Genomic DNA, 25,223 nt, shown 5'->3' on the forward strand with positions numbered 1-25,223 from the left:
ATTATTGATTGATACTATATTGAATTGTAATTATAGTTTGATTATAATTATAAATCGCTTCGTTATAATTTAGCTGAATTTGACTTGCAGTTTCTATACTCTGAACATATTCTACATAAGAAATATCTCCGTTTTGATACCCTTTTGTTGCATTTTTGATTATTAAATTTGCATTTGGTAATGCTGTGTTTTTATAATAATCAATTAACGAACTATATGTAATTAATTGTTCGGATTGTTGTTCTAAATGGCTTTTAAATTGCTGATTTATATAGTCAGCATTTTTCTGTTCACGTTCAATATTAGTTTTTGCAGCTTTCGCTCTTGCAATATTACTTCCTGCAAATAACGGAACTGCAATACCAACTGAAAATCCTTGAAATTGTGGTGAATTATTATAATAGGTTGATGTTCCTTTTACATCTTGATTACCTGTTATAGACTGTAAAAAATAACCAACTGAAAAGTCTGGATATAATGCAGATTTTTCTACTTTATGATTTGCCTGTGCTATTTGAACTTGTTGATTTGCTAATTGAACTATTGGATTTTGTTTTACCATTGTAGTATCAACTTTTGCAATAGCAGGATGTGGCACAAATGAAGTATCTATTGCCATAAAATCAGTTTTTAGATCTAAAATTACTTTTAGCTTTGATTTTTCAATTGCAATTTGTGTTTTATTTTGCTTTATTTTTTGTTCTAATTCTTGTTGCTTTGCCAATGCAATTGTTTTTTCTAAAGCATTTGTTTCACCTGTTTGAAACTTTAAATTAGCAGACTTCACAAATTTTTGCATTACTATATTTTGCTTTTCTAAAACGGTATTTTGTTTTTCGTAAAATAATAAGGTATTCCAAGATTGACGAATTGAATAGGTTATTTCTTGCTTTGAAACTCCTAATTTAGTTGCACTGGCATTGCTATATGCTGCAAGCAAGGTTCTTTTAGCACTAATTTGAAAAGGATTAAAACTTTGACTAATTTGAAAGTTTTTATCTTGAGCTTGCGAATTTATTTGCCCAAAAGTACCAGATAATTCTGTTTTAGGAAGTTCAAAAGCTGTTTTTTGAATTTGCGTTTGCATCTTTACATCTAATTCTGAAGCTTGAATATTTTGATTGTTTTTTAATCCAATTTCAACTGCTTGCTTTACATCAAGCTTTTGAGTTTTTTGTGCAGTTACAGTAAATGAACCCAATAAAAAAGCTATTACTAAAGCCGAATTATTCATAGTTTTTCTTTTGATTTTTATTCCTTTTTCAAAATATAAATACAGAATTGGTAAAACTATTAATGTTAGTAAAGTAGCCGTTATTAATCCGCCAATTACAACAGTTGCTAATGGTTTTTGAACTTCAGCACCAGCACTACTACTTATTGCCATTGGTAAAAACCCAAGCGAAGCAACGGCAGCTGTTAATATAACAGGTCTTAATCTTACTTTTGTTCCTTCTTTTATTCTGTCATATACATTATCCATACCTTGTTTTTTAAGTTCATTAAAATACCCTATTAAAACAATTCCGTTTAATACGGCTACACCAAAAAGGGCAATAAATCCAACACCTGCGGAAATACTAAACGGCATATCTCGTAGCCATAAAGCTACAATACCACCAATGGCAGATAATGGAATAGCTGTAAATATTAATAACGATTGTTTAATTGATTTAAATGTAAAATAAAGTAGCACTAAAATTAAACCTAAAGCAACTGGCACAGCAACAGAAAGTCGTTTGTTAGCTTCAATAAGATTTTCAAATTGACCACCATAAGTAGTATAATAACCTTCAGGTAATTTTAGTTTTTCGTCTAATTTAGCTTGAATAGTTTCTACAACCGTTTTTACATCAGCACCACGAACATTGAAACCTACAACAATTCTACGTTTTCCGTTTTCACGAGAAATTTGCATTGGTCCATCTTCATATTTTACATCTGCAATTTGTTCTAACGGTATTTGACTTCCTGATGGTAAGGTTACAAATAAAGCTTTTAGATTTTCAATATCCTTTCTACTATCATTATCTAATCGTACAACTAAATCAAAACGCTTTTCTCCTTCATATACAACACCTGCGTTTTCGCCTGCAAATCCCATACGAACAACTCTGTTTAAGTCGCCAATCTTTAATCCGTAAAGTGCTAATTTGTCTTTATTATAACGAATTGTTATTTGTGGCAAGCCAGCAACTCGTTCTGCTTTAGCATCTGAAACACCTTCAATACCATTAATTAACTGTACAACTTCTTCACCTTTGCTAACTAACATATCAATATCATCACCAAAAATTTTAACTGCAACGTCACTTCTTACACCAGTCATTAACTCATTAAAACGCATTTGAATAGGCTGAGAAAACTCGGTAAATGCACCTGGAATATCAGACAAAGCATGTTCCATTTTTTCCATTAATTCTTCTTTGGTTTCTGCTGAAGTCCACTCGCTTTTATCCTTTAAGAGAATAATCATATCTCCAGCTTCAATAGGCATTGGGTCTGTAGGAATTTCAGCCGAACCGATTTTGGTTACAATCATTTTAATTTCTGGAAACTTATCTCTTAAAATTTGTTCTGCTTTTGTAGTTGCTTCCACTTCTTGAGATAATGAACTACCCGAAGCAATGATTAAATGCGTTGCAATATCACCTTCATCAAGTGTGGGAATGAACTCACCACCTAATGTATTAAATAAAAATAATGAGCCTATAAATAAGGCAATAGCTACACCAATAATTGCTTCTTTAACTCGTAATGCTTTTTCTAAAATAGGTGTATAGAAATTGTAAATTGCATCTATTATTTTATCGCTAAAATTCTTTTTATGTCCTGTTTGTTTTTTTAATGCCAAAGCTGACATCATTGGAACATAAGTTAATGACAATATAAATGCTCCTAATATGGCAAAAGATACTGTTTGTGCCATTGGTCCAAACATTTTTCCTTCGATACCTACTAATGCTAAAATAGGTAGATATACAATTAAGATTATTATTTCACCAAAAGCCGCACTACTTCTAATTTTTGAAGATGCTTTATACACTTCATCGTTCATTTCTTGAGTGGTGAGTTTTCCTTTATTACTGACTTGGAGTCGATGTATAATCGCTTCAACAATAATAACAGCACCATCTACAATTAACCCAAAGTCGATTGCTCCTAAACTCATTAAATTACCACTAACTCCAAAAAGTTTCATCATTGAAATGGCAAATAATAAAGCTAATGGAATAACTGAAGCTACTACTAAACCTGCTCTCCAATTACCTAACAATAATACTAAAATGAAAATTACAATTAATGCACCTTCAATAAGATTGGTTTGAACCGTACTAATAGCTTTGTCAACTAAAACTGTTCTGTCCATAAACGCTTCAATTTCTACACCTTCGGGAAGTGATTTCTTGATTTGTTCCATTTTCTCTTTCACAACCTTAACAACTTCACCACTATTTTCACCTTTAAGCATCATCACCATTCCTGACACTTCTTCGCCTTTTCCATCTTTTGTAACTGCACCATATCTGATACTACTACCTATTTGAACATTGGCTACATCACGAATAAGAATAGGAATACCATTTTGATTTTTAACTACAATTTTATTGATGTCGTCAATACTACTAACCATTCCCACACCTCTAATAAAATAAGCATAAGGTTTTTTATCTATGTATGCGCCACCTGTATTCTCGTTGTTATTTTCTAACGCATCAAAAATTTCGGTAATTGTAGTATTCATACTTTTCAGCTTATCTGGCTGAACAGCTATTTCATATTGTTTAAGATTTCCACCAAGCGTATTCACTTCGGCAACACCTTTTGTACCGATTAATTGGGGTTTTATAATCCAATCTTGAATGGTTCTTAAATCTGTAGCATTGTATTTTTCTTCAAATCCTTTTTTAGGAAAAACTACATATTGGTATATTTCACCTAAACCTGTACTAACTGGTGACATTTCAGGTGTACCAACTCCTTTTGGTATGGTGTTTTCGGCTTCTTTTATTCGTTCTGTAATTTGAGCTCTTGCCCAATAAATATCTATTTCTTCTTTAAATACAACGGTTACAACACTTAATCCAAAACGACTTATTGAACGAAGTTCAACAATATCAGGAATTGATTTAACTGATTGCTCTATTGGATAGGTAATAAATTGCTCTACTTCTTGTGTTGCCAAAGTAGGCGAACTTGTAATAATTTGTACTTGATTGTTTGTAATGTCTGGTAATGCATCAATTGGTAAAGTATATAGTGAATAACTACCAACGATAACTAATACGAGTGTGAAAAGCCCAATAATAAATTTATTATTGATACTAAAATGAATGATTTTATCTAACATTTTTATTGTATAATGAATTAATAAACAGAGAACTGTTTTTCTTTTTTAAGTTGTTTAAAAGACACAACTTGTTAACCCGAAATTACTCGGGCTTCATTATACTAACTGCGGTGGTTGCCAAATACTTCCGAAGAAATTTGAAAAAGAAGCTGACTTATAAAAAGAAATAGAAGATTTTATTTCTTGAAATTGCACTAAAAATTGAAAGGATTGAATTTCTAAAAACGTTAATGTTTGTTGACCACAACAATTGCAAACACAAAAAGGAGAACATAAATCGGTTTCTTCGTCGTGAGAATGGTTGTGTTGTGAGCTACTTTGTGATTGTGATGATTTACCTAAAACATCATTATGCTTATCTGCACAAGGATAGGCAGTAAGCATAATTATATATATTGATAATATGATGTTTAGTATTTTCATTGTTGTAAAAGTAGTATTTTTTTACAAAAAATAAAAATAATTACAATTTGTGTTTTTAATTTTAAAAATAAGTAGAAATTCCTAAACTATATCCATCTGTAATTGATGGTGGATTTCCAAAAATATCGGTTTGTTTTTGCAATCTATAATTAAGTCGTATTACAGTTGCAATGGTATTGCAATGATATGATTTAACAATTGCAATGCCATTGCAATGATTTTCTACTCTCTTTTGTAGTGAATTTAAAAAGAATAAATATTGAAATGTCAGTTAATTGTTTTGTTGAAATATTAAATGTTACTTATTACTTCCATTTGTGGAGGTGTTTTTTTTCTTGATACTAATTTACTGAATAATTCCGCCATATGAAATGCGTTGTCATAAGTTGTTTTTCCGATGTAAGCTAAAAATACTTTTTCTGTTCCATGCCCTGTTATATTCATTAATACTGGTGTTGGAATAAGTCCGTAAAAATTAGTTGCAAAACTCCTACGTCCAACGTGTGATGTTATGAATTTGTGTTTCGGCAATGTTTTTATTGTTGTTGCTCCTCTACTTGTTGCTTTATTCCTGTCAGTTATAGGTTCATTTATTTCGGCAATTTGGCAAACAAGTTTAATGTATTTGTTATAATTTACTAATGATAAATGATAAGGCAAACCGTTTTTAATAATTTCTATTGCTTCGGGCAACAAAGGTATTGCAACTATTTTTCCTGTTTTCTGTTGTTTTAGTTCTATTATTTTAACACCATTTAATTCTTTAAAGTTGTCGCTTGTAATATTTAATAAGTCGCCACCACGTTGCCCGATTAAGCAACTTAATAATAGCCATTTTCTGGCGTTTATTAATGCTTTTTTATCTATTTTGGCAACTTTAATTTTTTCCTGTTCATCTTCGCTTAAATAAATAATATTTTCAGGTTCTTTAGTTTCGGATATTGCTTTTATGTTTTTTATTTGATTAGAAATTTCAAAATCATTTTTTTCAGCATCTAAACAAATTGTTTTTAAGTTTGCAATGTTTTTGCCTACATAATTTATAGAGTATTTTTGAGCAAACAACCATATTTTAAAATTCTCAACAAATAGTAAATTTATGTTTTTTACTAATATTGATTTACTGTTAAACTTTTCTAATTCGTAACGTATTATTGTGTTTTTGAATAGCTTTAAGTTTTGAATACGTCCATTGCTTAATCCAGTACCATTTTTTCCGTTTTCTTTGTATGGTGCTTCGTCAATATATTTTTGTGTGTATTCTGTTAATTTGTCAAGTTCTAATTTAGGTTTTTTATTATTGAATAAATCAATTTGAAATTGTAACCAGTCGCCTGTAATTTCTTCGCCAGCACTAACAGCAATATTGTAAGCATCATTTATAAAAACAGCTAACTTATCAAGCTTTGATTTTAAAGCTTTTGTTTCTTCACTTTTTTGTATGGGTTGCCCTTTATCTTTACTCCAATCTTTAGCGTTTATAATAAAACCTGTTTTGCGTTTTAAGACAGTTGCTCTATTTATAGAGTACCGAGCATAAATATTAGAAATTTCGCTTTTACTTTGAAGTAAAAATTTTATCTTCGCCATTATATTTTAATTTTTGTACAAAACAAATATAATATATTTAGTCAACATTTAGTCAACGAAATGCGAATTTAAACAAATTTCAATAAAACTGAATGAATTAAAAAACTCGTTAAGCTTTGATTTTATTGTATTTTTACGTTTTATAAGTTTTACGTAAATTCATAGGTTCAGTCCCTGCCGAGGTCACTAATGTATTTAATACTTTATTACAAAATGCAAGAAATTCCTGTACTAGAAAGAGAATATACTATTGCCGAATATTTTGTAATGTTTTTGTTGTTGTCTCCAATTATTTTTGGGTATTGTTACTTCATGTTATATGTGGTTGAGATTATTTATCAACGTAATTTCAAAAAGCCATTAATTGTTTTTGGACACATCTTCAATAAAAAAGTATCGGAAACTGATAAAATTATTTTGAGAAATAACAGTCAATTTTATCAGAAGTTAAAACCGAAATTTAAAATATATTTTGAGCATCGAGTAGCTACTTTTATTGAAAAAACCGAATTTTCTACTCGTGATATTTCTATCAATAAAGAAATGAAACTTTCTATTGCGGCGGTTTATATTCAGTTGACTTTCGGAATGAAGAATTATTTAAATAAACTTATTCAACAGATTATTATTTATCCTAATGTCTATTTGTCTACTCATACTGATGAGTATTATAAAGGAGAATTCAATCCAAAATTGAAAACTATCGTTTTTTCTTGGTCCGATTTTAAAAGTGGAATAGACATTAAAAACGATAATTTGAATTTAGGTTTACACGAATTCACCCATGCTTTACATTTCGCAACTCTAAAAAGTGACAAGACGACTCATGTGTTGTTTAATGAATCTCTTCGTAGTTTATTCTTGTCTTTTTCTAACGAATCGTTACGACAGGATTTGTTGAATTCTGGATTTTTACGAGAATATGCTTTTGAAAATCAGTACGAATTTATAGCCGTTTTATTGGAACATTTCTTTGAGTCACCAGAGGAATTAAAACAAAAATTTCCTTCAATTTATATAAAAGTGAAAGAAATGTTGAATTATAATGAAACCGTTTTTATTTCGTGAAATTTTAAGTATTAATAGTTTTAACTTATTCTAAAGTAATTTAGATAAAGCATCATTGTTTTTTATCGGATAAAAGCATTCCTTCATCGAAAATTTGAAAAAGAAAATTAATGTAAATATTTTTATTATTATGTTTGTAATTAACTATAAATGAATGTATTATGAATATAAAAATTACTTCTAAATTATTTGCTGTATTATTTGCATGTACATCAGTAGTAAGTGCTCAGCAAATCTATACAAATGGACCAATAGCGACGGGTACAGTTTCCACAAATTCAACAGCCGCGCCAGCAGGATATTCTTGGTCTGAATTACAAACGCCTAATAGTTCGTTAGGTCTTTCAGGATATTATAATAACGCACTTACGACAAATTTTGCTTTGGCGGATGATTTTGTGGTTCCAGTTGGAGAAACTTGGAACATTTCAAGTTTAGATGTTTTTGGATACCAAACCTCATATGCTGGAACTACAATTCCAATTGATGTTATTCGTGTAAGAATTTGGAATGGTGATCCTTCTTTAGGAACATCTTCTATAGTTTTTGGTGATATGACTACAAATGTTTTAAATGCCGCTGGAAGTGGAGAAGAGTTTGTATACAGAACCGCTACAACGACAGGTACAACAAGAAAAGTTTGGCGATTTAAAGCGAATGTAACTGCGTCATTGGCCGCTGGAACCTATTGGGTTGAATTTCAAGCGCATGCTATAAATGATGCAACTTTGTTTTTTCCTCCAGTAACTATTTTGAATACATTATCTAGTCCAACATGGAATGGGAAGCAAAGAAATGCGGCCGCATGGGTAAATACTGCAGATGGTGGTTCTACAAATATATTAGCTATACCATTTAAATTTAACGGAACAGTTTTGGGATTAGATTCAAATGAATTTTCTTCTCAAATTATAATGTATCCGAATCCTGTTAAAAATAATTTAACCATTGTTAATCCAATTTCTGTTACAGAAAATTTAATTGAAATTTTTGATATGACTGGTAGAGCAGTTTTTACTTCAAATACAAAATATGAAACAAATTTTAGTATTGATGTTTCCAATTTAATAACAGGAAATTATATAGTAAAACTAACTACTGAAAACGGTACAGCAGTTAAGAATTTTATTAAAATTTAATAGCGTTTTCTAAAAGTAGAAAGCCTTATAAATTAATTTTTTATAAGGCTTTTTTTATTTCTCTATTTTGTAATTTTCTTTAAATCTGCAATTGTTGCCATTGGATTTTCTGCTCCAAAAACATAGCTTCCTGCTACTAAAACATCAGCTCCAGCATCTACTAATTGTTTGGCATTTTTATTGGTTACGCCACCATCAATTTCAATTAAAGTGTTCGATTTACATCTTCTAATCATTTCTTTTAATTGAAAAACTTTGTCGTATGTTTTTTCAATAAAACTTTGTCCTCCAAAACCTGGATTCACACTCATGATACACACTAAATCGATATCCTGAATAATGTCTTCTAAAACTTTTACGCTAGTGTGTGGATTAATCGCTACTCCAGCTTTCATACCTTCTGCTTTAATAGCTTGTAAGGTTCTGTGTAAATGATTGCAAGCTTCGTAATGTACAGTCAAAACATTAGCGCCTAATTTTGCAAATGTAGAAATGTATCTATCTGGATCAACAATCATTAAATGTACATCGATTGTTTTTGTAGCGTGTTTTGAAATGGCTTGTAAAACCGGCATTCCAAAAGAAATGTTTGGAACAAATACGCCATCCATAATATCAATATGAAACCAATCTGCTTCAGAATTGTTAATCATTTCGATGTCGCGTTGTAAATTAGCAAAATCAGCTGCTAAAACCGAAGGTGCAATAAGTGTGTTTTTACTCATGTTGTTGTATTGTAGTTATGTTGTTTGAGCAAAGGTAAAATTTAACCGCAAGGTTCGCAAGGTTTTTCGCAAAGTTCGCAAAGTAATTTTTTCGTAAGAAACTCCCCTTTGGGGTTGGGGGCTAAAAACAAAACTCCGGAAACCCGAGCACTTGTGCGAACTGACTGGAGTTTTGTTTCCTAAAAAAAACAAAACTCCGGTAATCAGCCGGAGTTTCAATCATCAATCAAAAAACGAACCGTTTACACGGTTGTTTGCTGTAAAAAACGTATTATCCTAAATATGTTTTTAATATTTTACTTCTAGAAGTATGTTTCAATCTTCTAATTGCTTTTTCTTTAATTTGACGAACACGCTCACGAGTTAAATCGAAAGTTTCTCCAATTTCTTCTAATGTCATTGGGTGTTGGTCGCTTAATCCGAAATATAAACGCACTACATCTGCTTCTCTTGGAGTTAACGTTTCTAACGCTCTTTCAATTTCTGTTTGTAATGATTCGTGGATTAATTCTCTATCTGGATTTGGAGATTCACCTGAACGTAAAACGTCGTATAAGTTAGAATCTTCACCTTCCACAAGAGGTGCATCCATTGATAAATGACGACCAGAGTTTTTCATAGACTCTTTTACATCATTAACTGTCATGTCTAGTTCTTTTGCAATTTCCTCAGCACTTGGTGGACGTTCGTTAGATTGCTCTAATAAAGCGTACATTTTGTTGATTTTATTGATAGAACCAATTTTGTTTAATGGTAAACGTACAATACGAGATTGTTCAGCCAAAGCTTGAAGAATCGATTGACGAATCCACCAAACGGCATAAGAAATGAATTTGAATCCACGTGTTTCATCAAAACGTTGTGCCGCTTTGATCAAACCTAAGTTTCCTTCATTAATTAAATCGGGTAACGTTAAACCTTGATTTTGGTATTGTTTTGCTACCGAAACTACGAAACGTAAATTCGCTTTAGTTAATTTTTCTAAGGCGCGTTGGTCTCCGGCTTTTATACGTTGCGCTAATTCAACTTCTTCATCGGCAGTAATTAAATCTACTTTACCAATTTCTTGTAAATATTTGTCTAGGGAAGCAGTTTCACGATTTGTAACCTGCTTGGTTATTTTAAGTTGTCTCATGGGGTTTTCTCCTAACTTTAAAAGTTCTTATAGTTATACGTAAGAAGTTTATAAAAAGTTACAAAAGTTTAAAAAAAAATGTTCATCTAAATTTATAAATGAACATTTTTAAAAGAAAGTAATCTATTTAAAGTATTCTTTTTGCACTCCAATTACCTATTTCATGTTCTTCTAGCATCCAATTTCCAGTAAATTGATAACCATCTAAATACCCAGAAATTTGCCCAACGTGTAAGTTAGCGTTTAATTGGTAAAGCATAACTGGGCTCGTATTTGTTTCAGTTTTAAATTCGGTGTTGATTGGAGGAATCATAATTATTTCGCCACTAATATTTGTGAAGTTTGTAGTATATGATTTTTTTGCAAGACCTTTTACATATAATTGACCATTAGTAGTGAAGTTTATATTACCTGTTTCTTCATGACTGTTGTATGTGCCTGTATAACATTTAATTAAAGAATTGGATTTTTCTTTTAAAATAAAAACTCTTGAGTCTGTATTTGAATAGAAATTAAAATTTGAAGTAGAAATATTATTTCCATATTCATCTAATTTCAATTCAAATGACATGTTTTCATTCGCAAATCGAAATTTTATTAAATATGTTGATTTGTCTTCACCATCCTCTTCTAAAAGTGGCACGTTTTCTAAAACATATGTTTCTAAGTTTTCTGTTTGAAACTTCGCCCATATTTTATTATCATTATAGAGGTCAACATAAATTGAGCCAGATACATTACCGATTACGATCCCTTTGTAAATACCCTTATAAGAATTGTCAAACATTTGATTTGCTTCTGGTTTACTAGCAAAAGATGTAGCGGTTGGTGTAGTAAATGTTGCTTGGTTATCGTCATCAGAGCAGCCTGAAAATAAGCAACAAAAAAATAAAATTGCATAAAAATTTTTCATGATTAAAAATATATAGTTAAACTTTTTTTTTAGAAATTACTTTAACAAATTTCCATATCAAAGGTAATTATACACTATTTAATCAATTGGTATTTAACGCTTTAATCGATGTATGGATTTTTCGTTTGGTTAATAAACCTAATTTTAAGAAATATTTATACTTAATCAATAAAAGGGTTCGATTTGCAGTGTTGTGCATCATAATTAGCTGTTTTTTTAAATGCTAACATGAAGAGAAGTATATTTTAAAGATTATGAAATCGGTCAATTAGTTACAAATTAGCGTTCATTTTCTTGTTTGATACGTTAAAAGTTAAATAAAAATCGATTTGTAGAAATTTAGATAAGTCTTTGTTCCTGTTATATTCTTTTCTCATACATCAAAAAACCCGTTTCATCACAATATTTAAAATCTGTTTTGTTATTCAAGTTAATTTCACATCAAGAATAGTACTAATAAGATTCTTGAATAAGCAAAAGGCGGAACCGAAAAGCCAAAAGAGTAGGACAAAAACTAAAAACTAAAAAAATTATGTCAGCACAAACAAACTTAGAAGGAGCCTATTTAGCTCAAGGTACAATTGGTAACGTAGGAATGCCTGGTGCGCCAGTAGTTCATTTTTCATTTGTTGTAGTTCCTTCTCAACACAAAGTAACTGGTTCGGTTCAAGTTATGCAAGCTACTCAAAACGGAAATTACAGCGGTCAAGTTACTGGTACACTTTATGCCACTGGATTTGGAAATGTGACACAAGTTGTAGGTGTTACCGGATCTATTCATTCTGATGGTGACATGCCAATTGAAATTCCTTTTGAAGCACATTTAGCAATTGATGGTTCTTGGAATGGAACTGGAGGATTCGCTTATGCAAACACGCATGTTGAAAATGTACCTGTAGCTTCAAAAAAATAATTATTGTCTATCCAATAGCTAAAAAGGCTTATGAACTTTGTTGTGTTGGGTAATTGAACTATAAATTAAAAAGAGGTTGATTGGTATTAATCAGCCTCTTTTTGTTTTAAAACAAATCCCAATTAATTCGAAAACTTAAAAACTATTTATTATGAAAAAAACTATTTTAAAAAGAATACTTTCAGTAACATTAGTTGGAGCAATAGTTGTTTCTTGTGTAATTGAAAACGGAAAATTACCTCAAAATGTAAAACCATTATGTGATTTATCGGATAAGGATTTTGCTACTTGGTTTAAAAGTGGAGAGGTTACTGAAAATGGAGAAGTCACTCCAGCGAATAGTGTAGATTTTGCTCACGAAAACAATTGTGACTTTTATAAATGGTCGGAAAGAATGTTTCTTTGGATGACCTCAAAAGACAGTTCAAACAAAGCTGTTTTTGAATCTCAAGAATTTTATTCCGTATCACCTAAAATTGATGGACACAGAGATTTAATTCCAAATAAACCAGATCAATTGTTACGAGCTATGGCTAATGTTGATAAAACAGGTAAAATTGTGAGTGAAGAAGGTCAGGCAACGGATGATGTATTAATGGATGCTAATGGAAATTTAGTGTATTATATTTCTATGGTAAATGATGTGTATGCCGAATTTTTAAATGCTGTAAAGCAAAAGAAAATGTCTGGAGATCAATTTCCAACCACAAAAGCTGAAAAAGATAGTATCTTTAATTTTGCGAAACAAAATGGAATTGTATTAAAAAATCCAAATACATTAGCCATTGAAATTAAAACTTCATGGGTGGATGCTACTTCATTAACTAATTTAGAGGAATTTGTAACTATTGAAGCCATGGTTCCTGTATATAAAAAAAATGGTGACCAATTGTGGACTATAAATGGGGAACGAAAAATGAAATTAGCTTTAGTAGGAATGCATATTGTTGGAAGTGCTAACGGACATCCAGAAATGATTTGGGCTACATTTGAACATCAAGGCAATACACCAAATGCCTCTTATCAATATTTGAACAAAGACGGAATTACTGAAACTGTTTTAGCGGATGAAGGCAACGATTGGTTGTTTAATAAGAACTTAAAAGATTCTGTAAACATTTCTCATATGGTTTTTTCTGGTGATTCTATTATGGCTAAAAAAGGCTATACAATTTCACCAAGTAATACCCTTAGAACAAAACCTTGGGGAAGTGCTGTGGATGTGAAACCAAATGCAGAAGATGCTTCTCCTGCTGCTTCAAACAGTGAAATTATTGCGATAAATAATGCTGTAATTTCTAAATTAAAAGGCAAAGATGTACGTAAAAATTATGTTTTGATTGGTGCAACTTGGACAGCAAATGGAGCAGGACCGAACGGATATAGTTATAATCCAAAAGTAGATTCATTAAAAGTTGCTGGTGTAGCAATTGGTGCAAGTCAGTTGGCTAATTCAACTATGGAAACGTATGCTCAAAATGGCGATACGTATAATGCTTATGGTACGTGTTTTTCTTGTCATTCTAATAACAAAGGGTTAAGACCAAATGATTTAAGTCATGTTTATAGCGGATTGTTAAAAGGATTACCAACTCCAAATGCAACAATGGTTATTATTGATGATAGAAATAGAAAATAAAATAATTATGGTTAATTAGGAAGAAACACTCAAGTAATTGGGTGTTTTTTTTTGGTCAATTTTACACTAAAAAATCATTTTCTAAACGTTGTCTGAATCGGTCGATGGGTTTTAAATCGACATCAATTTCATCGTTAGAAATATCAAAAGGATCATCTAAACCTCTAATTAATAAATACAAATAACAGAATAAAAAAGTAACAGCATCTGTAACAAAATAATCAGCTGGGTTCGATTTGAACTTGGTAATCAACAACAACGACATCACAATAAACAAAATGCTTTTAAGTAAAATATAGGCAGGTTTTATAAAGTTGTTACGGGAAATAGAGTAAGCTCGAGTGAGTTGTTTTCTCATCGCGTTGGTGTTTTCCTGAATTCCTTTTATGGCTTCTTTATCTACACCTCTTTCTGCAAAATAATACGCAATTTCATTCGAATTTCTAATCAATGGAAAAATTACGTTAGAATCTTTTTCTGTAGAATAAATCCAAGAAATAATTCCGTCTGTAATTAAAAGTAATTGTTCTCTTAAAAAAGGTTGGTTTAATTCTTCTTTACATAAATCGGAAGTGCCAGTTCTTGGTGCTCTTAAGGCTAAGTAAATCCAATCTTTTATGGCTTCTAAATTGGAAGCGACTTCACCAGGAATCCGTTCGCTTTCTTTAAAATCCGACATCGTAGCGGCTAATAATAATCCAAAAACAAAAAAAGCACCTGTAAAAATGATAGTAATATCAGATAATTCAATCAAATCGTGAAAATCTTGTCCGTATAAAGACAAGTGCTTGAAAACAAAATTTTTAATGCATAAAATAAGTAAAGCAGCAATAATAGATTTTATAATTATAGTTCGGTTGGTGATGAATTTCATTATGGTTAGTTTTTCGCAAATTTAGAAAAATTTGAAATTATTTTAAGAATTGTGGTTGTAACAAAATTTTTTAAAATATTTTTTTGTTACGGTTTCTGTGGCAATTTTTTTTAAATTATTTTTTTGCCACAATTTTTGTTATTTTATTTTTGAAACAGAGAAAAAATAACAACACCTGTTATTTTTTTCTCCGATTGGATAAAAAATAACAGTTTTGCCGAAATATTACTCCAACACATAATTCTCAATTTTCGTTTTGTAAAAATCAATTTTCTGACGCATTTTGTTGAAAAATATTTTCTGATCTTTTTTGCCCGATTGGTTTAACGATTTGGAATTAGAAAGCTGATTGGCAATGTATTCTTTTTGTTCTAAACAGGCGTTTTTGTCGGAAGTCACATAATAACCTAAGGCATTATAAGGTAAAAAGAACTTTAGTTTTTGTTCTGAAGTAAATAAAACGGAATTGTTTAAAATCAGTAATTCGTTATGATACAATTGAAAATCTGGGGTATTGGATTGACACTTTAGTTCTAAATTGGCAATGATTTCGGTTAAATCGTCCAGTAATAATTTGGCATTGGTATAGTGTAATAATCCCGATTCGAAAAAATAATAAATTTGTTGTAAAGAGCTGTTTATAGTTGTGTCGTTCCAAATTTCTACACGTTTGGAATGTTCGAAAAACTGCTTTAAAGCGGAAGTTTCATTTATAATGCTTGTGTCAAAAATAAAATCTTCAAATGGTGTAGCTTTTTTATTCGTTAGTAAATTAAACCAAATAAAAAACTTGAATTTAGAAAACAAAGTTCCTGCCACAGCATAATTCATTGGAATGTCTTTTGCCGAATAATACAAAGTGGTTTCTGCTGGATTGAAATCGGATAAAAACTGTTTCGATTTTTCAAAATAAGCTTTAAAATCGGCTTGCGTTTTGATGCTTTTGGTTTTCTCAACAATCAAACTGTCATTTTGCTGAAATAATTGATCCATAGAAATGCCGTATTCTTTACATAAAGCTACCGTTTCTTCAATTGAAAATTTACTTTTCATCGAAATTCTTCTATGTGCTGCATCATAACTTATTTGTAAAACAGTTGAAAGCGCTTCATTAATGGAAGTTTCGTTTCCAATAATTTGTCTGATTTCTTTTAAAAGGATTTCTTGAGGATTCATATTTGTGATTTTCGCAAAATCAAATATACATATTATTATTTAATGCAATTTATTTTGTGATTAGTATAATACTTTTGAACTGTAATTAAATGATAAATTATGAGAAAGTTAAAACTTAAAATTGCAAAAATTGCAGACGATTTAGAAAAGGTTACCTCAAAAGAATTGATAGAATATTCTGTTATAATTAATCGAATTCAAATTAAAAATAGCATTCATTTTGTTTGGAATTTAAATTCTATAACATGAGAAAATTAGCTATAATAATTGTGTTCAGTTTGCTTTCTTGTAAATCGTATAAGGAAATCAAAGACAGAGATTTAGTTGTGTTTTCGCCTAATTCATTAAGTGAATTTCATTCCTTATCTAATAAAAAAAAGAAAACGGATTATCAAATTTCAGTTCAAGAGTTGTTTGGATTTAAAAATTCAGATAGTATTATAAAAGTTGTCTTCTCTAAAAAAGATGCAATCGAAATTCACTATAAAAATGTGTTGGGAGGAAATGAAGTCGTAGCTTTTAATGGAAAGTTTAAGAAGCATTATTTTGAAGTGTATTTGGATAAAAAACGTATCTTTTTTCCACCTCTTTATTGTAAAACGAGGATTAATAGATTGCGAATTGGGCTAACTTTAAACAAACAATTAGTGATTAATCAGCATTATGATTATTCGGGAATGTTCTTGTTTTTTGCCGCAGGAAATTCGGATAAAAAGCAATATGTTTTTAAAAGTAAATAAGTAATGAGAAATATCATATTATTGGTTGTTCTTATTTGGAGTTCGAAAAGTGCTGCGCAAACAAATAATTCCGATTCATTACAGCTTTGGGATAATGTAAATGGATATAGAGTTGCTTGTGGATATTTTGAAAATTTAGAGTTAGAAGCTTCCTTTTTAGTTACTTCTTATCCTCAACAAGAACAAGGTTTTGGTGGAATGGGAATGCGAATTCAATATGTAGGCGCTGGATTGGAATACTTATTAATTGACAATAAGCATGTGGTTGGTGCAAAATTATCTTATGAAAATAGTATCGCCTTTTTTTCTGGTCAAATTGTAATAGATTTTCTTATTACGGATAAATCGACACAAATTAGAGTTATGCCTAAAATTGGATTGTCTCTCTTTGGAAGAGCAACCTTATATTATGGATGGAATATCCAACTGATTAAAGAAAGTGATTTACAAACTCAAAATCATATGATTTCATTTCAAATGAACCTTTTTGATTAAAAATTTAGAATAAGATGAAGATAAAAATAAGTAAAGTAGCTGCTTTGTTGGTTTTGATAACCACAATATCGTGTAGCGTTCAGAATCAAACAAGTACAGATTATTATAAGTCATTAGAATCCAATTTAAATGTGAGGTTTTATGATAAGTTGGATACCATTAGAAATCAATATGATGCTAGTGTTTCAACCAGAAGTTTTGTCAAATTATTTACGGATAAAAATGATGTAGATTACTCAAAACCTATTGCAATAAAATTGACTGAAAATAAAATGTATTTGCATTTTAGTGATGTGCAAAAGAAAGAATTTGTATTACAATTTTATGGCAAACTTCATAAACAGAAGTTTGTTTTTTATACTAATTATAAAACTATAAATTTTCCAGTTTTGCTACTGAGTAAGCAAATGGAAAGATATAAAATTCAACTTTCTGAAAACAATGAATTGTTAGTTGAAAAATATAATGTGAATGAAGGAATGATGTTGTGTTTTGGTGCAGGTAATTCTTATGAAAATTTATATCGATTTAAAATTCTTTAAGATGAGAAAAGTATTATTTTTAGTTTTGTTTGCCTTAAAATTAAATGCGCAAGACACCATTGTTTTTCCAAAGATTGATTTGTTTAAACGAAATATTGTTGAAGTCAGTTACGGTATTCCGTTAGGTGATTTAGCTAATAAATATGAAAGCACGATAAATTCTGCCATTTATTTTAGAACTAAAATTGCTAAAAAACAGTTTGTAGATTTCGGATTGGAAATGAGTGGAGTGGTGCAAGGAAATGCTATTAAATATAAATTTAATGGAGAAAATGTAATTTTAGATGGAAGTAAATCTGCTTTTTTATTAGGTTTACGATATACCCGATTTTTATATCAATCTAAGAATGAAGTTTTCCATATTGAATCCAATTCAGGTTTAGGTTGGAAGTATTTGCATTACAGCAAACCGGAAGATGAAAAATATAAAGAAATAGATTTTCAACCCATTTTAAACACCATTGCATTTACGCAAGGAGTAAAAATTATGTATAATGGTTTTGGTGTGTTTTGTAACTATCAATATGCACCGTATGATTTGTTTAATTCAAAAATTGAAAACCATTTTGGTGGGGAATCTATTAATTTCGGAATTTCAGGAAGTTGGAATTTTTAATTTTTTTGAAATGAATTGACAAAATAAATCCGCAACTTAAAATTTAAATTGCGGATTTATGAGAAGTAAAGTAACCTTATTCAATAATTACTTTCTTGAAAATTTGTTTGTTTTCTGTTGAAATGACACACATGTAAATTCCAGCACTCAATTCTGAAACGGAAATTTGTTCAATTAATTGCGAATTGTTAAATTCTTTTGCAGTTACAGTTTTCCCGTTAAGATCAATAATTTTTACAGAATAATTTTCATTATCTAAAGTTCCTTTATTGATGTAAAGATTGTTTTTTGCAGGATTTGGATAAACCGTTACTTGGTTTTCCGAATTGAAGGTTGCATTGGATAATGCGGAAGTATTCGCTATAGCAAAATGTAACATCGCACCAACAGCTGCTTTAGTTACATTAAAGGCATATGTTGGATCCATATTTGTTAATAAATCGTTTGCAGAATGTGTTACTGATGATTCATTGGTTTCGAAAAATCCTGTAATAATTTCATTATTGTCTTCAAACGGCATATAATCTGATGAGTAAGCAGAAGCAAGTAATGTATTCAAATTTGAATATAAATTTACACAGTTAATCAATTCATTAGTCTTAGTGTTTGAAGCAGCGTTGTTAGTAGATGGCGTGTTGCTCATATCTCTTTCGCAAGTAATCGTATTGTTAACTTGTCCGGCAACACCACCAACTTGATCAATGTTAAAAACTAATTTTATGTCTAATTTGGGAATGGTACTGTTTACAACACTAGAAACATAATGTTGACTTCCATATAAACCAGCTTCTTCGCCACTGAAATGAATAAATTTTATGGAATATTCCGTAGGAATACTTTGTAGAAGACGAGCTGTTTCTAGTAAAACATTGGTGCCACTTCCGTTGTCATTTGTTCCAGTTCCAGTAATGGTGTCATAATGTGCACAAATAATCACAAAGGTATTTGGATATAAAGTTCCAGTTTTAGTTACAATTAAATTTTTACAAATAGCTGTAGAGCCAGTATACGTAAATGGATCTTCGACCATTTGCGCAGCAGTAAATCCGTAGCTTAGATATTTGTTTTTAATCCAGTTTAAAGTATTTGTTTGGGCTGCGCTTCCTCTTGTTTTTACGCCAAAATTTTCAAAGGCGGTTAAATTAGCCGTAGTGTTTGTTTGTGAAACTTGATTTACCACATCTTGATAGCCTTGAATAAAGGTTTGGGCGAATGCAATAGTTTGTGCAAAGAGTAGTAGGGAAACTCTTAAGGTTAGTTTTAGGTTGGTTTTCATAAGTGTTTGATTTGGTATTCAAATATATAAAATTTTTTAACTTAATTGTTATCTGATTTTTTTAAACGAAAAACCCGATAACAATTAAGTTATCGGGTCTTTAAATATTAAAAAAATAAGATTATGCTTTAGGAGCGTCGTCTTTTTTCTCTTCTCTTGGAGGTCTTGGCATTAATGCTTTTCTAGAAACTTTTTCTTTTCTAGTTTTTGGATCAACTCCTAAGTATTTCACCATAAATACATCACCCATGTTTACAACATCAGTAACATTTTCTGTTCTTTCCCAAGCTAATTCAGATACGTGTAATAAAACTTCGTTTCCTGGAGCAGCAGTATATTCTACAACCGCACCGAAATCTAACATTTTAATTACTTTTACTTCGTAAGCTTCACCCATTGTTGGTTTGAAGATAATTGAGTCAATTTTAGCTAAAACTGCAGCAATTCCATCTGGGTCAGTTCCTAAGATTTCAACTACACCTTGTTCGTCAACTTCGTTGATTACAATAGTTGTTCCAGTAGCTTTTTGTAATTCTTGAATTACTTTTCCACCAGGTCCAATTAAAGCACCAATAAAGTTTCCAGGAATAGTACGCATGATAATTTTTGGAGCGTGAACTTTAACATCATTATTTGGTTGTGCTAAAGTTTCTATTAATTTTCCTAAGATATGTAAACGTCCATCACGAGCTTGAGCTAAAGCTTGCTCCATGATTTCATATTTTAATCCGTCAATTTTAATGTCCATTTGACAAGCAGTAATTCCTTCTGAAGTTCCTGTTACTTTGAAATCCATATCTCCTAAATGATCTTCATCACCTAAAATATCAGATAAAACAGCAAAACGTTCTCCGTCTGTAATTAATCCCATTGCAATTCCGGAAACTGGGCGAATCATTTGAATACCAGCATCCATTAATGATAATGTACCCGCACAAACTGTAGCCATTGAAGAAGAACCATTAGATTCTAATACTTCAGAAACTACACGAATTGTATAAGGACAATCAGCAGGAATCATGTTTTTTAATGCTCTTTGTGCTAAGTTTCCGTGACCAACTTCTCTTCTTGAAGTTCCTCTTAATGGACGAGCTTCTCCTGTTGAAAATGGTGGGAAATTATAATGTAAATAGAATTTTTCTTCTCCTTGTTCAGATGGTGAATCAATTTGGTTTGCTTCTCTAGAAGTTCCTAAAGTTGCAGTTGCCAAAGCTTGAGTTTCTCCACGTGTAAATAAGGCAGAACCGTGAACCGATGGTAAATAATCTACTTCACACCAGATGTCTCTGATTTCTGTAGTTTTTCTTCCATCTAAACGTGTTCCTAAATCTAAAGTTACATTACGAACTGCTTCTTTGTTGACTTTTTTGAAATATTTAGAAACTAAATCTCCGTTTTCTGTCAATTCTTCTTCAGTAAATAATGCTTTTACTTCTTCTTTTACTTCTTCAAATGCAGCAGAACGTTCGTGTTTAGCTGAACCTTTACTAGCAATTGCGTAAATTTTATCGTAAGATGCTGCTTTTACTTTTTCGTAAATAGCTTCGTCTTCTTTTTCTCCTTCATAAGTACGAACTTCTTTTTTTCCAAAGGCTTGTGCTAATCTTTCTTGAGCAGCAATTTGTACTTTAATATGTTCGTGTGCAAATTTAATCGCTTCTAACATTTCTGCTTCTGAAATTTCTTTCATTTCTCCTTCTACCATGGCGATAGAATCAGTTGAAGCTCCAATCATCATATCAATATCTGATAATTCTAATTGTGCACGAGATGGGTTGATGATGAATTTTCCATCAATTCTTCCAACTCTAGCTTCAGAAATTAAAGTTTCAAAAGGAATATCAGATAAGGCAAGTGCTGCCGAAGCGGCTAATCCTGCTAATGCATCTGGCATCACTTCTTCATCATGAGACATTAACTGAATCATAACTTGAACTTCTGCATGATAATCTGATGGGAAAAGTGGACGTAAAACACGGTCAACTAATCTCATAGTTAATACTTCGTTGTCACTTGGACGTGCTTCTCTTTTGAAGAAACCACCAGGAAAACGACCTGCTGCTGCAAATTTTTCACGATAATCTACCGTTAAAGGTAAAAAGTCGATACCTGGACTTGCTTTTCTTGATGATACTACTGTTCCTAAGATTACAGTTTTACCAATTCTAACTACTACAGAACCGTCAGCTTGTTTCGCTAAACGACCTGTCTCGATTGTGATGCTTCTGCCATCACCTAAATCGATCTTTTCTACAAATAATTGTGGAATCATAAATTTAATTCTCAAAGGTTATACAAAGGGTTAGTTGTGTTGTTGTTGTGTAGTTGTTGTAGTTGTGTCTAACCCAATGAAAAACCAAACTTTTCTTGCTTTTTTTGTAAACAAAAAGGGGCACAAAGCCCCTTAAGTATATTATTTTCTAATTCCTAATTCTTTAATAATCTCACGGTATCTTACGATATCTTTCTTTTTTAAGTAATCTAAAAGACTTCTTCTTTTACCTACTAAAAGTACTAATGATCTTTCAGTGTTATAATCGTGACGATTTTTTTTCAAGTGCTCAGTTAAGTGAGAAATTCTGAATGTGAATAACGCAATTTGTCCTTCTGCTGAACCTGTGTTTTCTGCTTTTCCTCCGTGTTTAGCGAAGATCTCTGCTTTTGTTTCTTTAGTCAAATACATGCTAATATTATTTAAATGATTATTATGTAGATTGAGATTGTCTCAATACGGGTGCAAATTTACAAATTAATTTTGAAGTTGCAAGTTTATACCGCTTTTTTATTTCAACCATAAGTTTCTAAACTCCCTTTTTTTGTCGTAATCAGTAGCTTGTTTTTCTATATTAAACCATCTATGTTCTCTTGGATCATTACCAACGCCGGCTAAATACGCCCAATTTCCCCAGTTGCTACATACATCATAATCAATTAATTGCTCTTCAAAATACGCTGCGCCTAATCGCCAATCCATATTCAATTCATTACAAAAATAACTAGCAACATTTTGACGGCCACGGTTGCTCATAAAACCGGTTAGTTTCAATTCCAGCATATTGGCATTAATAAAATCGGATGGTGTTGTTCCATTTATCCATTGCGAAAGTAATTTTTCATTCAAAGATTTTGAATTGACTTTTTCAGTTTTGATTCCGGAATATAAGAAAAATTTAGTTTGGTATTTTTTGAACATGAATCGAAAAAAATCTCTCCAAAGTAATTCGAAAATTAACCAATACGTAGAATCATTCGCGCCAAATTCTTTTTCATATTTTTTGACTTCAGCATAAATAAATCTTGGAGAAATACAACCCAATCCTAACCAAGCTGAAAATTTAGAGGAATAATCTGCACCAACCATTCCATTTCTGGTTTCTTTGTATTTCGATAAGCTTTTTGTTTCGTAAAAATAATGATTCAAACGTTTTATAGCTTCGGTTTCGCCGCCTTTAAATGGAATGGCCGCACGTTTATCGGGTTTTATTTTCTTTAAGCCTAATTCTTCTAAAGTTGGTAGTCGAAATTCAGGAATTTCGTGTGATGAAATCGCTAAAGGCTTTTCAAATGGTTTTCTAATTACAGCATCTTTTTCTGTTTTCTTTCTGAAATTCGTAAACACATCTGGAATGTCTTTTATAGAAAAAGGTAAATCTTCCGCATGATATAAAGTGCTAGTGCTACAAGTTTCTAATTCGCATCGCAATTTAAATAATTCTTCTTGTACTAATTTTTCAGTCTGTTTTTCTTCGTAAGCAACTTCGCGTTTAGCAAACACTTTTTGTGCTTTATATTGTTGTACGATTTTCGGAATTTCAATTTCTGGTTTTCCTTTTACTATGAGTAATCCAGAACCTAATTTTCTTAAATTTGCATCTAAATCTTGTAACGATTCTAATAAAAACTGTGTTCTGAAACTTCCCGTTTTTTTAAATCCATAAGAAGTTGTTTCAAAATGCGATTCGTCAAAACAATACACCGGAATTATGTATTGACTTTGAGAAATAGCTTTGACTAAAGTTTCGTTATCTTCTATTCTTAAGTCGGTTTTAAACCAAACTAATGCTGTTTTTATCATAACTCATTAATGTTTTTTAGATAATAATCGGCTTGTTGCAGTAAGGCAGCTTTATCGTCGGGTTTCATTTTTCGCCAAACATTGTACATCATTCCAATTCGAGGATTTTTGCCTAATTTATCTTCATTTTTATCATAAAAATTCCAATATAAACTATTAAAAGGACAGGCTTTTTCTCCTGTTTTTACTGCTTTTTTATAGAAACAATTTCCGCAATAATGACTCATTTTATCAATGTACGAAGCGGAACTTACATATGGTTTCGTTCCAACAATTCCGCCATCTGCAAACTGACTCATACCACGTGTGTTCGTGATTTCAACCCACTCAATCGCATCAATATAAATACCTAAATACCAAGCGTCCACTTCATCAGGATGCACTCCAGCCAAAAGTGCAAAATTTCCTGTCACCATTAAGCGTTGAATATGATGTGCGTAAGCGAAATTTAAAGATTGATTTATAGCATCTTTTAAACAATTCATTTTTGTTTTTCCTGTCCAAAACCAATCCGGTAAATTGTTTTCATGGTTGAAATAATTCATGGTAGCATATTCTGGCATTTTGTTCCAATAAATTCCACGCATGTATTCGCGCCAGCCAATAATTTGTCGTACGAAACCTTCTAGTTGATTATAAGCAATTTCTTCAGAACGCTTTTCCCATTCTTCGATGGCTCGATTAATGACTTCCAATGGAGAAATCAATTTGATATTCATCGAAAACGAAATTCTGGAATGATATAACGACCATTCGTTAGGTGTCATCGCGTCTTGATAACTTCCGAAAAGTGCTAAACATTCCGTAACAAAAAAGTCTAATAATTCTAAAGATTGCGCTCTATTTGTGGGCCAAACGAAATTTTTCGCATCTATATTTCCAATAGTTTTAATGTTTGTTTTCTGAATTTCAGTTACAATTTCAGAAACATCTGAATAAAAAACTAGGGGAGATGTCGGTTTATGATCTTTTGGTAATTTTTTTCTGTTGTCGCCGTCATAATTCCATTTTCCTGTTAAAGGTTTGTCGCCTTGCATTAAAATGTTGTGTTTTTTTCGCATCATGTGATAGAAACTTTCCATCAAAAATGTTTTTTTGCCTTCGAAGAAATCGCCAAGTTCACTTCTTGAACTCATGAAATGTTCTGAATCTACAACAGAAGAAGAAATAGAAAGTGTTTCACAAAAGTTTTTCAATACTTCATCCAAACGATATTCATCTGGTAATTGGTATTCGAAATGAGTGAAATTTTCTGTATCAATTAACTGTTTTATGTTTTTATCAAACGCTTGTAAGTTGTTTTCGTCATTTAGTTGATAATAAATAATCTGATGGTTTTTCGCTTGTAGTTCAGAAGCGAAATTTCGCATAGCAGAAAAAAATCCTACTATTTTTTGAATATGATGCGTGGCATAATCAGTTTCGGAACGAATTTCCATTAACACATAAGTTATGGATTCATCGATAGTTTGAAACCAAGAATGATTTATGTTTAGTTGATCACCGAGAATTAATCTTACTGTTTTTGACATT

22 protein-coding genes are annotated in these 25,223 nt (G+C 31.1%); 9 read left to right on the forward strand and 13 right to left on the reverse strand.

Annotation, left to right across the window (positions count from 1 at the left end):
* Nucleotide 1 precedes the first annotated feature (1 nt).
* The 3 genes from UEQ13_RS06020 to UEQ13_RS06030 all read right to left on the reverse strand — a co-directional run bounded on the left by UEQ13_RS06020 (nucleotide 2) and on the right by UEQ13_RS06030 (nucleotide 6,364).
* The gene (locus UEQ13_RS06020) at nucleotides 2–4,351 is read right to left on the reverse strand and encodes a CusA/CzcA family heavy metal efflux RND transporter (protein ID WP_329805460.1); all 4,350 of its coding nucleotides are present in this window, start codon (nucleotides 4,349–4,351) and stop codon (nucleotides 2–4) included.
* 96 nt (nucleotides 4,352–4,447) lie between these two features.
* A complete protein-coding gene (locus tag UEQ13_RS06025; protein ID WP_225875131.1) occupies nucleotides 4,448–4,774 on the reverse strand; it encodes a DUF6660 family protein in 327 nt (108 codons plus the stop codon).
* A 291-nt stretch (nucleotides 4,775–5,065) separates the two neighbouring features.
* Nucleotides 5,066–6,364 carry a phage integrase SAM-like domain-containing protein gene (locus UEQ13_RS06030; protein ID WP_329805461.1) on the reverse strand — a complete coding sequence of 433 codons (1,299 nt, stop codon included), beginning with the start codon at nucleotides 6,362–6,364 and terminating at the stop codon, nucleotides 5,066–5,068.
* Nucleotides 6,365–6,577: 213 nt separating this feature from the next.
* On the opposite strand from UEQ13_RS06030, the gene UEQ13_RS06035 reads away from it, so the two are divergent.
* Both UEQ13_RS06035 and UEQ13_RS06040 read left to right on the forward strand, forming a co-directional pair.
* Entirely contained in the window at nucleotides 6,578–7,432 is an 855-nt protein-coding gene (locus UEQ13_RS06035) for a zinc-dependent peptidase (protein ID WP_329805462.1), read from the forward strand.
* A 161-nt stretch (nucleotides 7,433–7,593) separates the two neighbouring features.
* Nucleotides 7,594–8,571, forward strand: coding sequence for a T9SS type A sorting domain-containing protein (locus tag UEQ13_RS06040; protein WP_329805463.1), 978 nt, complete (start codon nucleotides 7,594–7,596; stop codon nucleotides 8,569–8,571).
* A gap of 62 nt (nucleotides 8,572–8,633) precedes the next feature.
* Here the strand turns inward: UEQ13_RS06040 and rpe are convergent, their stop codons facing one another.
* The 3 genes from rpe to UEQ13_RS06055 all read right to left on the reverse strand — a co-directional run bounded on the left by rpe (nucleotide 8,634) and on the right by UEQ13_RS06055 (nucleotide 11,344).
* Nucleotides 8,634–9,296, reverse strand: a complete 663-nt coding sequence (gene rpe, locus UEQ13_RS06045; RefSeq protein ID WP_329805464.1) for a ribulose-phosphate 3-epimerase — start codon at nucleotides 9,294–9,296, stop codon at nucleotides 8,634–8,636.
* Between the two features lie 271 nt (nucleotides 9,297–9,567).
* The gene (locus UEQ13_RS06050; RefSeq protein ID WP_026718320.1) at nucleotides 9,568–10,431 is read right to left on the reverse strand and encodes a sigma-70 family RNA polymerase sigma factor; all 864 of its coding nucleotides are present in this window, start codon (nucleotides 10,429–10,431) and stop codon (nucleotides 9,568–9,570) included.
* Between the two features lie 127 nt (nucleotides 10,432–10,558).
* Nucleotides 10,559–11,344 carry a hypothetical protein gene (locus UEQ13_RS06055; RefSeq protein WP_329805465.1) on the reverse strand — a complete coding sequence of 262 codons (786 nt, stop codon included), beginning with the start codon at nucleotides 11,342–11,344 and terminating at the stop codon, nucleotides 10,559–10,561.
* A gap of 532 nt (nucleotides 11,345–11,876) precedes the next feature.
* Here UEQ13_RS06055 and UEQ13_RS06060 point away from each other — a divergent pair.
* Nucleotides 11,877–12,257 carry a DUF1842 domain-containing protein gene (locus UEQ13_RS06060; RefSeq protein WP_329805466.1) on the forward strand — a complete coding sequence of 127 codons (381 nt, stop codon included), beginning with the start codon at nucleotides 11,877–11,879 and terminating at the stop codon, nucleotides 12,255–12,257.
* Nucleotides 12,258–12,408: 151 nt separating this feature from the next.
* The gene (locus tag UEQ13_RS06065) at nucleotides 12,409–13,896 is read left to right on the forward strand and encodes a hypothetical protein (protein ID WP_329805467.1); all 1,488 of its coding nucleotides are present in this window, start codon (nucleotides 12,409–12,411) and stop codon (nucleotides 13,894–13,896) included.
* 61 nt (nucleotides 13,897–13,957) lie between these two features.
* On the opposite strand, the gene UEQ13_RS06070 is transcribed toward UEQ13_RS06065, so the two are convergent.
* Together UEQ13_RS06070 and UEQ13_RS06075 are read right to left on the reverse strand one after the other, a co-directional pair.
* Nucleotides 13,958–14,770, reverse strand: a complete 813-nt coding sequence (locus UEQ13_RS06070) for a hypothetical protein (protein ID WP_329805468.1) — start codon at nucleotides 14,768–14,770, stop codon at nucleotides 13,958–13,960.
* Between the two features lie 225 nt (nucleotides 14,771–14,995).
* Nucleotides 14,996–15,946 carry a hypothetical protein gene (locus UEQ13_RS06075; RefSeq protein WP_329805469.1) on the reverse strand — a complete coding sequence of 317 codons (951 nt, stop codon included), beginning with the start codon at nucleotides 15,944–15,946 and terminating at the stop codon, nucleotides 14,996–14,998.
* Nucleotides 15,947–16,045: 99 nt separating this feature from the next.
* Here UEQ13_RS06075 and UEQ13_RS06080 point away from each other — a divergent pair, with 99 nt between their 5' ends.
* Genes UEQ13_RS06080 through UEQ13_RS06100 form a run of 5 tightly spaced genes read left to right on the forward strand, consistent with a single transcriptional unit; the run spans nucleotide 16,046 to nucleotide 18,339 of the window.
* Entirely contained in the window at nucleotides 16,046–16,195 is a 150-nt protein-coding gene (locus UEQ13_RS06080; RefSeq protein ID WP_329805470.1) for a hypothetical protein, read from the forward strand.
* The gene (locus tag UEQ13_RS06085) at nucleotides 16,192–16,686 is read left to right on the forward strand and encodes a hypothetical protein (protein WP_329805471.1); all 495 of its coding nucleotides are present in this window, start codon (nucleotides 16,192–16,194) and stop codon (nucleotides 16,684–16,686) included. The genes UEQ13_RS06080 and UEQ13_RS06085 overlap by 4 nt, the downstream gene beginning before the upstream one ends.
* Nucleotides 16,687–16,689: 3 nt before the next feature.
* Nucleotides 16,690–17,181: a hypothetical protein gene (locus UEQ13_RS06090; protein ID WP_329805472.1), complete on the forward strand. Its 492-nt coding sequence runs from the start codon at nucleotides 16,690–16,692 to the stop codon at nucleotides 17,179–17,181.
* A 14-nt stretch (nucleotides 17,182–17,195) separates the two neighbouring features.
* Nucleotides 17,196–17,723, forward strand: a complete 528-nt coding sequence (locus tag UEQ13_RS06095) for a hypothetical protein (RefSeq protein ID WP_329805473.1) — start codon at nucleotides 17,196–17,198, stop codon at nucleotides 17,721–17,723.
* Between the two features lies 1 nt (nucleotide 17,724).
* Nucleotides 17,725–18,339, forward strand: a complete 615-nt coding sequence (locus tag UEQ13_RS06100; RefSeq protein ID WP_329805474.1) for a hypothetical protein — start codon at nucleotides 17,725–17,727, stop codon at nucleotides 18,337–18,339.
* Nucleotides 18,340–18,415: 76 nt separating this feature from the next.
* Here UEQ13_RS06100 and UEQ13_RS06105 read toward each other — a convergent pair whose 3' ends face one another.
* The 5 genes from UEQ13_RS06105 to UEQ13_RS06125 all read right to left on the reverse strand — a co-directional run bounded on the left by UEQ13_RS06105 (nucleotide 18,416) and on the right by UEQ13_RS06125 (nucleotide 25,222).
* The gene (locus tag UEQ13_RS06105; RefSeq protein WP_329805475.1) at nucleotides 18,416–19,615 is read right to left on the reverse strand and encodes a M28 family peptidase; all 1,200 of its coding nucleotides are present in this window, start codon (nucleotides 19,613–19,615) and stop codon (nucleotides 18,416–18,418) included.
* A gap of 121 nt (nucleotides 19,616–19,736) precedes the next feature.
* Nucleotides 19,737–21,887: a polyribonucleotide nucleotidyltransferase gene (locus UEQ13_RS06110; protein WP_329805476.1), complete on the reverse strand. Its 2,151-nt coding sequence runs from the start codon at nucleotides 21,885–21,887 to the stop codon at nucleotides 19,737–19,739.
* A 141-nt stretch (nucleotides 21,888–22,028) separates the two neighbouring features.
* The gene (gene rpsO / locus UEQ13_RS06115; RefSeq protein ID WP_329805477.1) at nucleotides 22,029–22,298 is read right to left on the reverse strand and encodes a 30S ribosomal protein S15; all 270 of its coding nucleotides are present in this window, start codon (nucleotides 22,296–22,298) and stop codon (nucleotides 22,029–22,031) included.
* Between the two features lie 99 nt (nucleotides 22,299–22,397).
* Entirely contained in the window at nucleotides 22,398–23,690 is a 1,293-nt protein-coding gene (locus UEQ13_RS06120; protein WP_329805478.1) for a DASH family cryptochrome, read from the reverse strand.
* Nucleotides 23,687–25,222: a cryptochrome/photolyase family protein gene (locus UEQ13_RS06125; protein WP_329805479.1), complete on the reverse strand. Its 1,536-nt coding sequence runs from the start codon at nucleotides 25,220–25,222 to the stop codon at nucleotides 23,687–23,689. Before UEQ13_RS06125 ends, UEQ13_RS06120 begins: the two co-directional genes overlap by 4 nt.
* Between the last annotated feature and the right edge of the window lies 1 nt (nucleotide 25,223).

The sequence above is a fragment of the Flavobacterium facile genome, assembly GCF_036321945.1.
GTDB lineage: Bacteria > Bacteroidota > Bacteroidia > Flavobacteriales > Flavobacteriaceae > Flavobacterium > Flavobacterium facile.

What these genes read in the sequence shown, in the direction of transcription:
- UEQ13_RS06040 (WP_329805463.1), top strand. Translation starts at nt 7,594, where the DNA reads ATGAATATAAAAATTACTTCTAAATTATTTGCTGTATTATTTGCATGT.
- UEQ13_RS06090 (WP_329805472.1), top strand. Translation starts at nt 16,690, where the DNA reads ATGAGAAATATCATATTATTGGTTGTTCTTATTTGGAGTTCGAAAAGT.
- UEQ13_RS06095 (WP_329805473.1), top strand. Translation starts at nt 17,196, where the DNA reads ATGAAGATAAAAATAAGTAAAGTAGCTGCTTTGTTGGTTTTGATAACC.
- UEQ13_RS06025 (WP_225875131.1), bottom strand. Translation starts at nt 4,774, where the DNA reads ATGAAAATACTAAACATCATATTATCAATATATATAATTATGCTTACT.
- rpsO (WP_329805477.1), bottom strand. Translation starts at nt 22,298, where the DNA reads ATGTATTTGACTAAAGAAACAAAAGCAGAGATCTTCGCTAAACACGGA.
- UEQ13_RS06020 (WP_329805460.1), bottom strand. Translation starts at nt 4,351, where the DNA reads ATGTTAGATAAAATCATTCATTTTAGTATCAATAATAAATTTATTATT.
- UEQ13_RS06080 (WP_329805470.1), top strand. Translation starts at nt 16,046, where the DNA reads ATGAGAAAGTTAAAACTTAAAATTGCAAAAATTGCAGACGATTTAGAA.
- UEQ13_RS06125 (WP_329805479.1), bottom strand. Translation starts at nt 25,222, where the DNA reads ATGTCAAAAACAGTAAGATTAATTCTCGGTGATCAACTAAACATAAAT.
- UEQ13_RS06065 (WP_329805467.1), top strand. Translation starts at nt 12,409, where the DNA reads ATGAAAAAAACTATTTTAAAAAGAATACTTTCAGTAACATTAGTTGGA.
- UEQ13_RS06085 (WP_329805471.1), top strand. Translation starts at nt 16,192, where the DNA reads ATGAGAAAATTAGCTATAATAATTGTGTTCAGTTTGCTTTCTTGTAAA.
- UEQ13_RS06055 (WP_329805465.1), bottom strand. Translation starts at nt 11,344, where the DNA reads ATGAAAAATTTTTATGCAATTTTATTTTTTTGTTGCTTATTTTCAGGC.
- UEQ13_RS06030 (WP_329805461.1), bottom strand. Translation starts at nt 6,364, where the DNA reads ATGGCGAAGATAAAATTTTTACTTCAAAGTAAAAGCGAAATTTCTAAT.
- UEQ13_RS06105 (WP_329805475.1), bottom strand. Translation starts at nt 19,615, where the DNA reads ATGAAAACCAACCTAAAACTAACCTTAAGAGTTTCCCTACTACTCTTT.
- UEQ13_RS06120 (WP_329805478.1), bottom strand. Translation starts at nt 23,690, where the DNA reads ATGATAAAAACAGCATTAGTTTGGTTTAAAACCGACTTAAGAATAGAA.
- UEQ13_RS06070 (WP_329805468.1), bottom strand. Translation starts at nt 14,770, where the DNA reads ATGAAATTCATCACCAACCGAACTATAATTATAAAATCTATTATTGCT.
- UEQ13_RS06100 (WP_329805474.1), top strand. Translation starts at nt 17,725, where the DNA reads ATGAGAAAAGTATTATTTTTAGTTTTGTTTGCCTTAAAATTAAATGCG.
- UEQ13_RS06075 (WP_329805469.1), bottom strand. Translation starts at nt 15,946, where the DNA reads ATGAATCCTCAAGAAATCCTTTTAAAAGAAATCAGACAAATTATTGGA.
- UEQ13_RS06110 (WP_329805476.1), bottom strand. Translation starts at nt 21,887, where the DNA reads ATGATTCCACAATTATTTGTAGAAAAGATCGATTTAGGTGATGGCAGA.
- UEQ13_RS06050 (WP_026718320.1), bottom strand. Translation starts at nt 10,431, where the DNA reads ATGAGACAACTTAAAATAACCAAGCAGGTTACAAATCGTGAAACTGCT.
- rpe (WP_329805464.1), bottom strand. Translation starts at nt 9,296, where the DNA reads ATGAGTAAAAACACACTTATTGCACCTTCGGTTTTAGCAGCTGATTTT.
- UEQ13_RS06060 (WP_329805466.1), top strand. Translation starts at nt 11,877, where the DNA reads ATGTCAGCACAAACAAACTTAGAAGGAGCCTATTTAGCTCAAGGTACA.
- UEQ13_RS06035 (WP_329805462.1), top strand. Translation starts at nt 6,578, where the DNA reads ATGCAAGAAATTCCTGTACTAGAAAGAGAATATACTATTGCCGAATAT.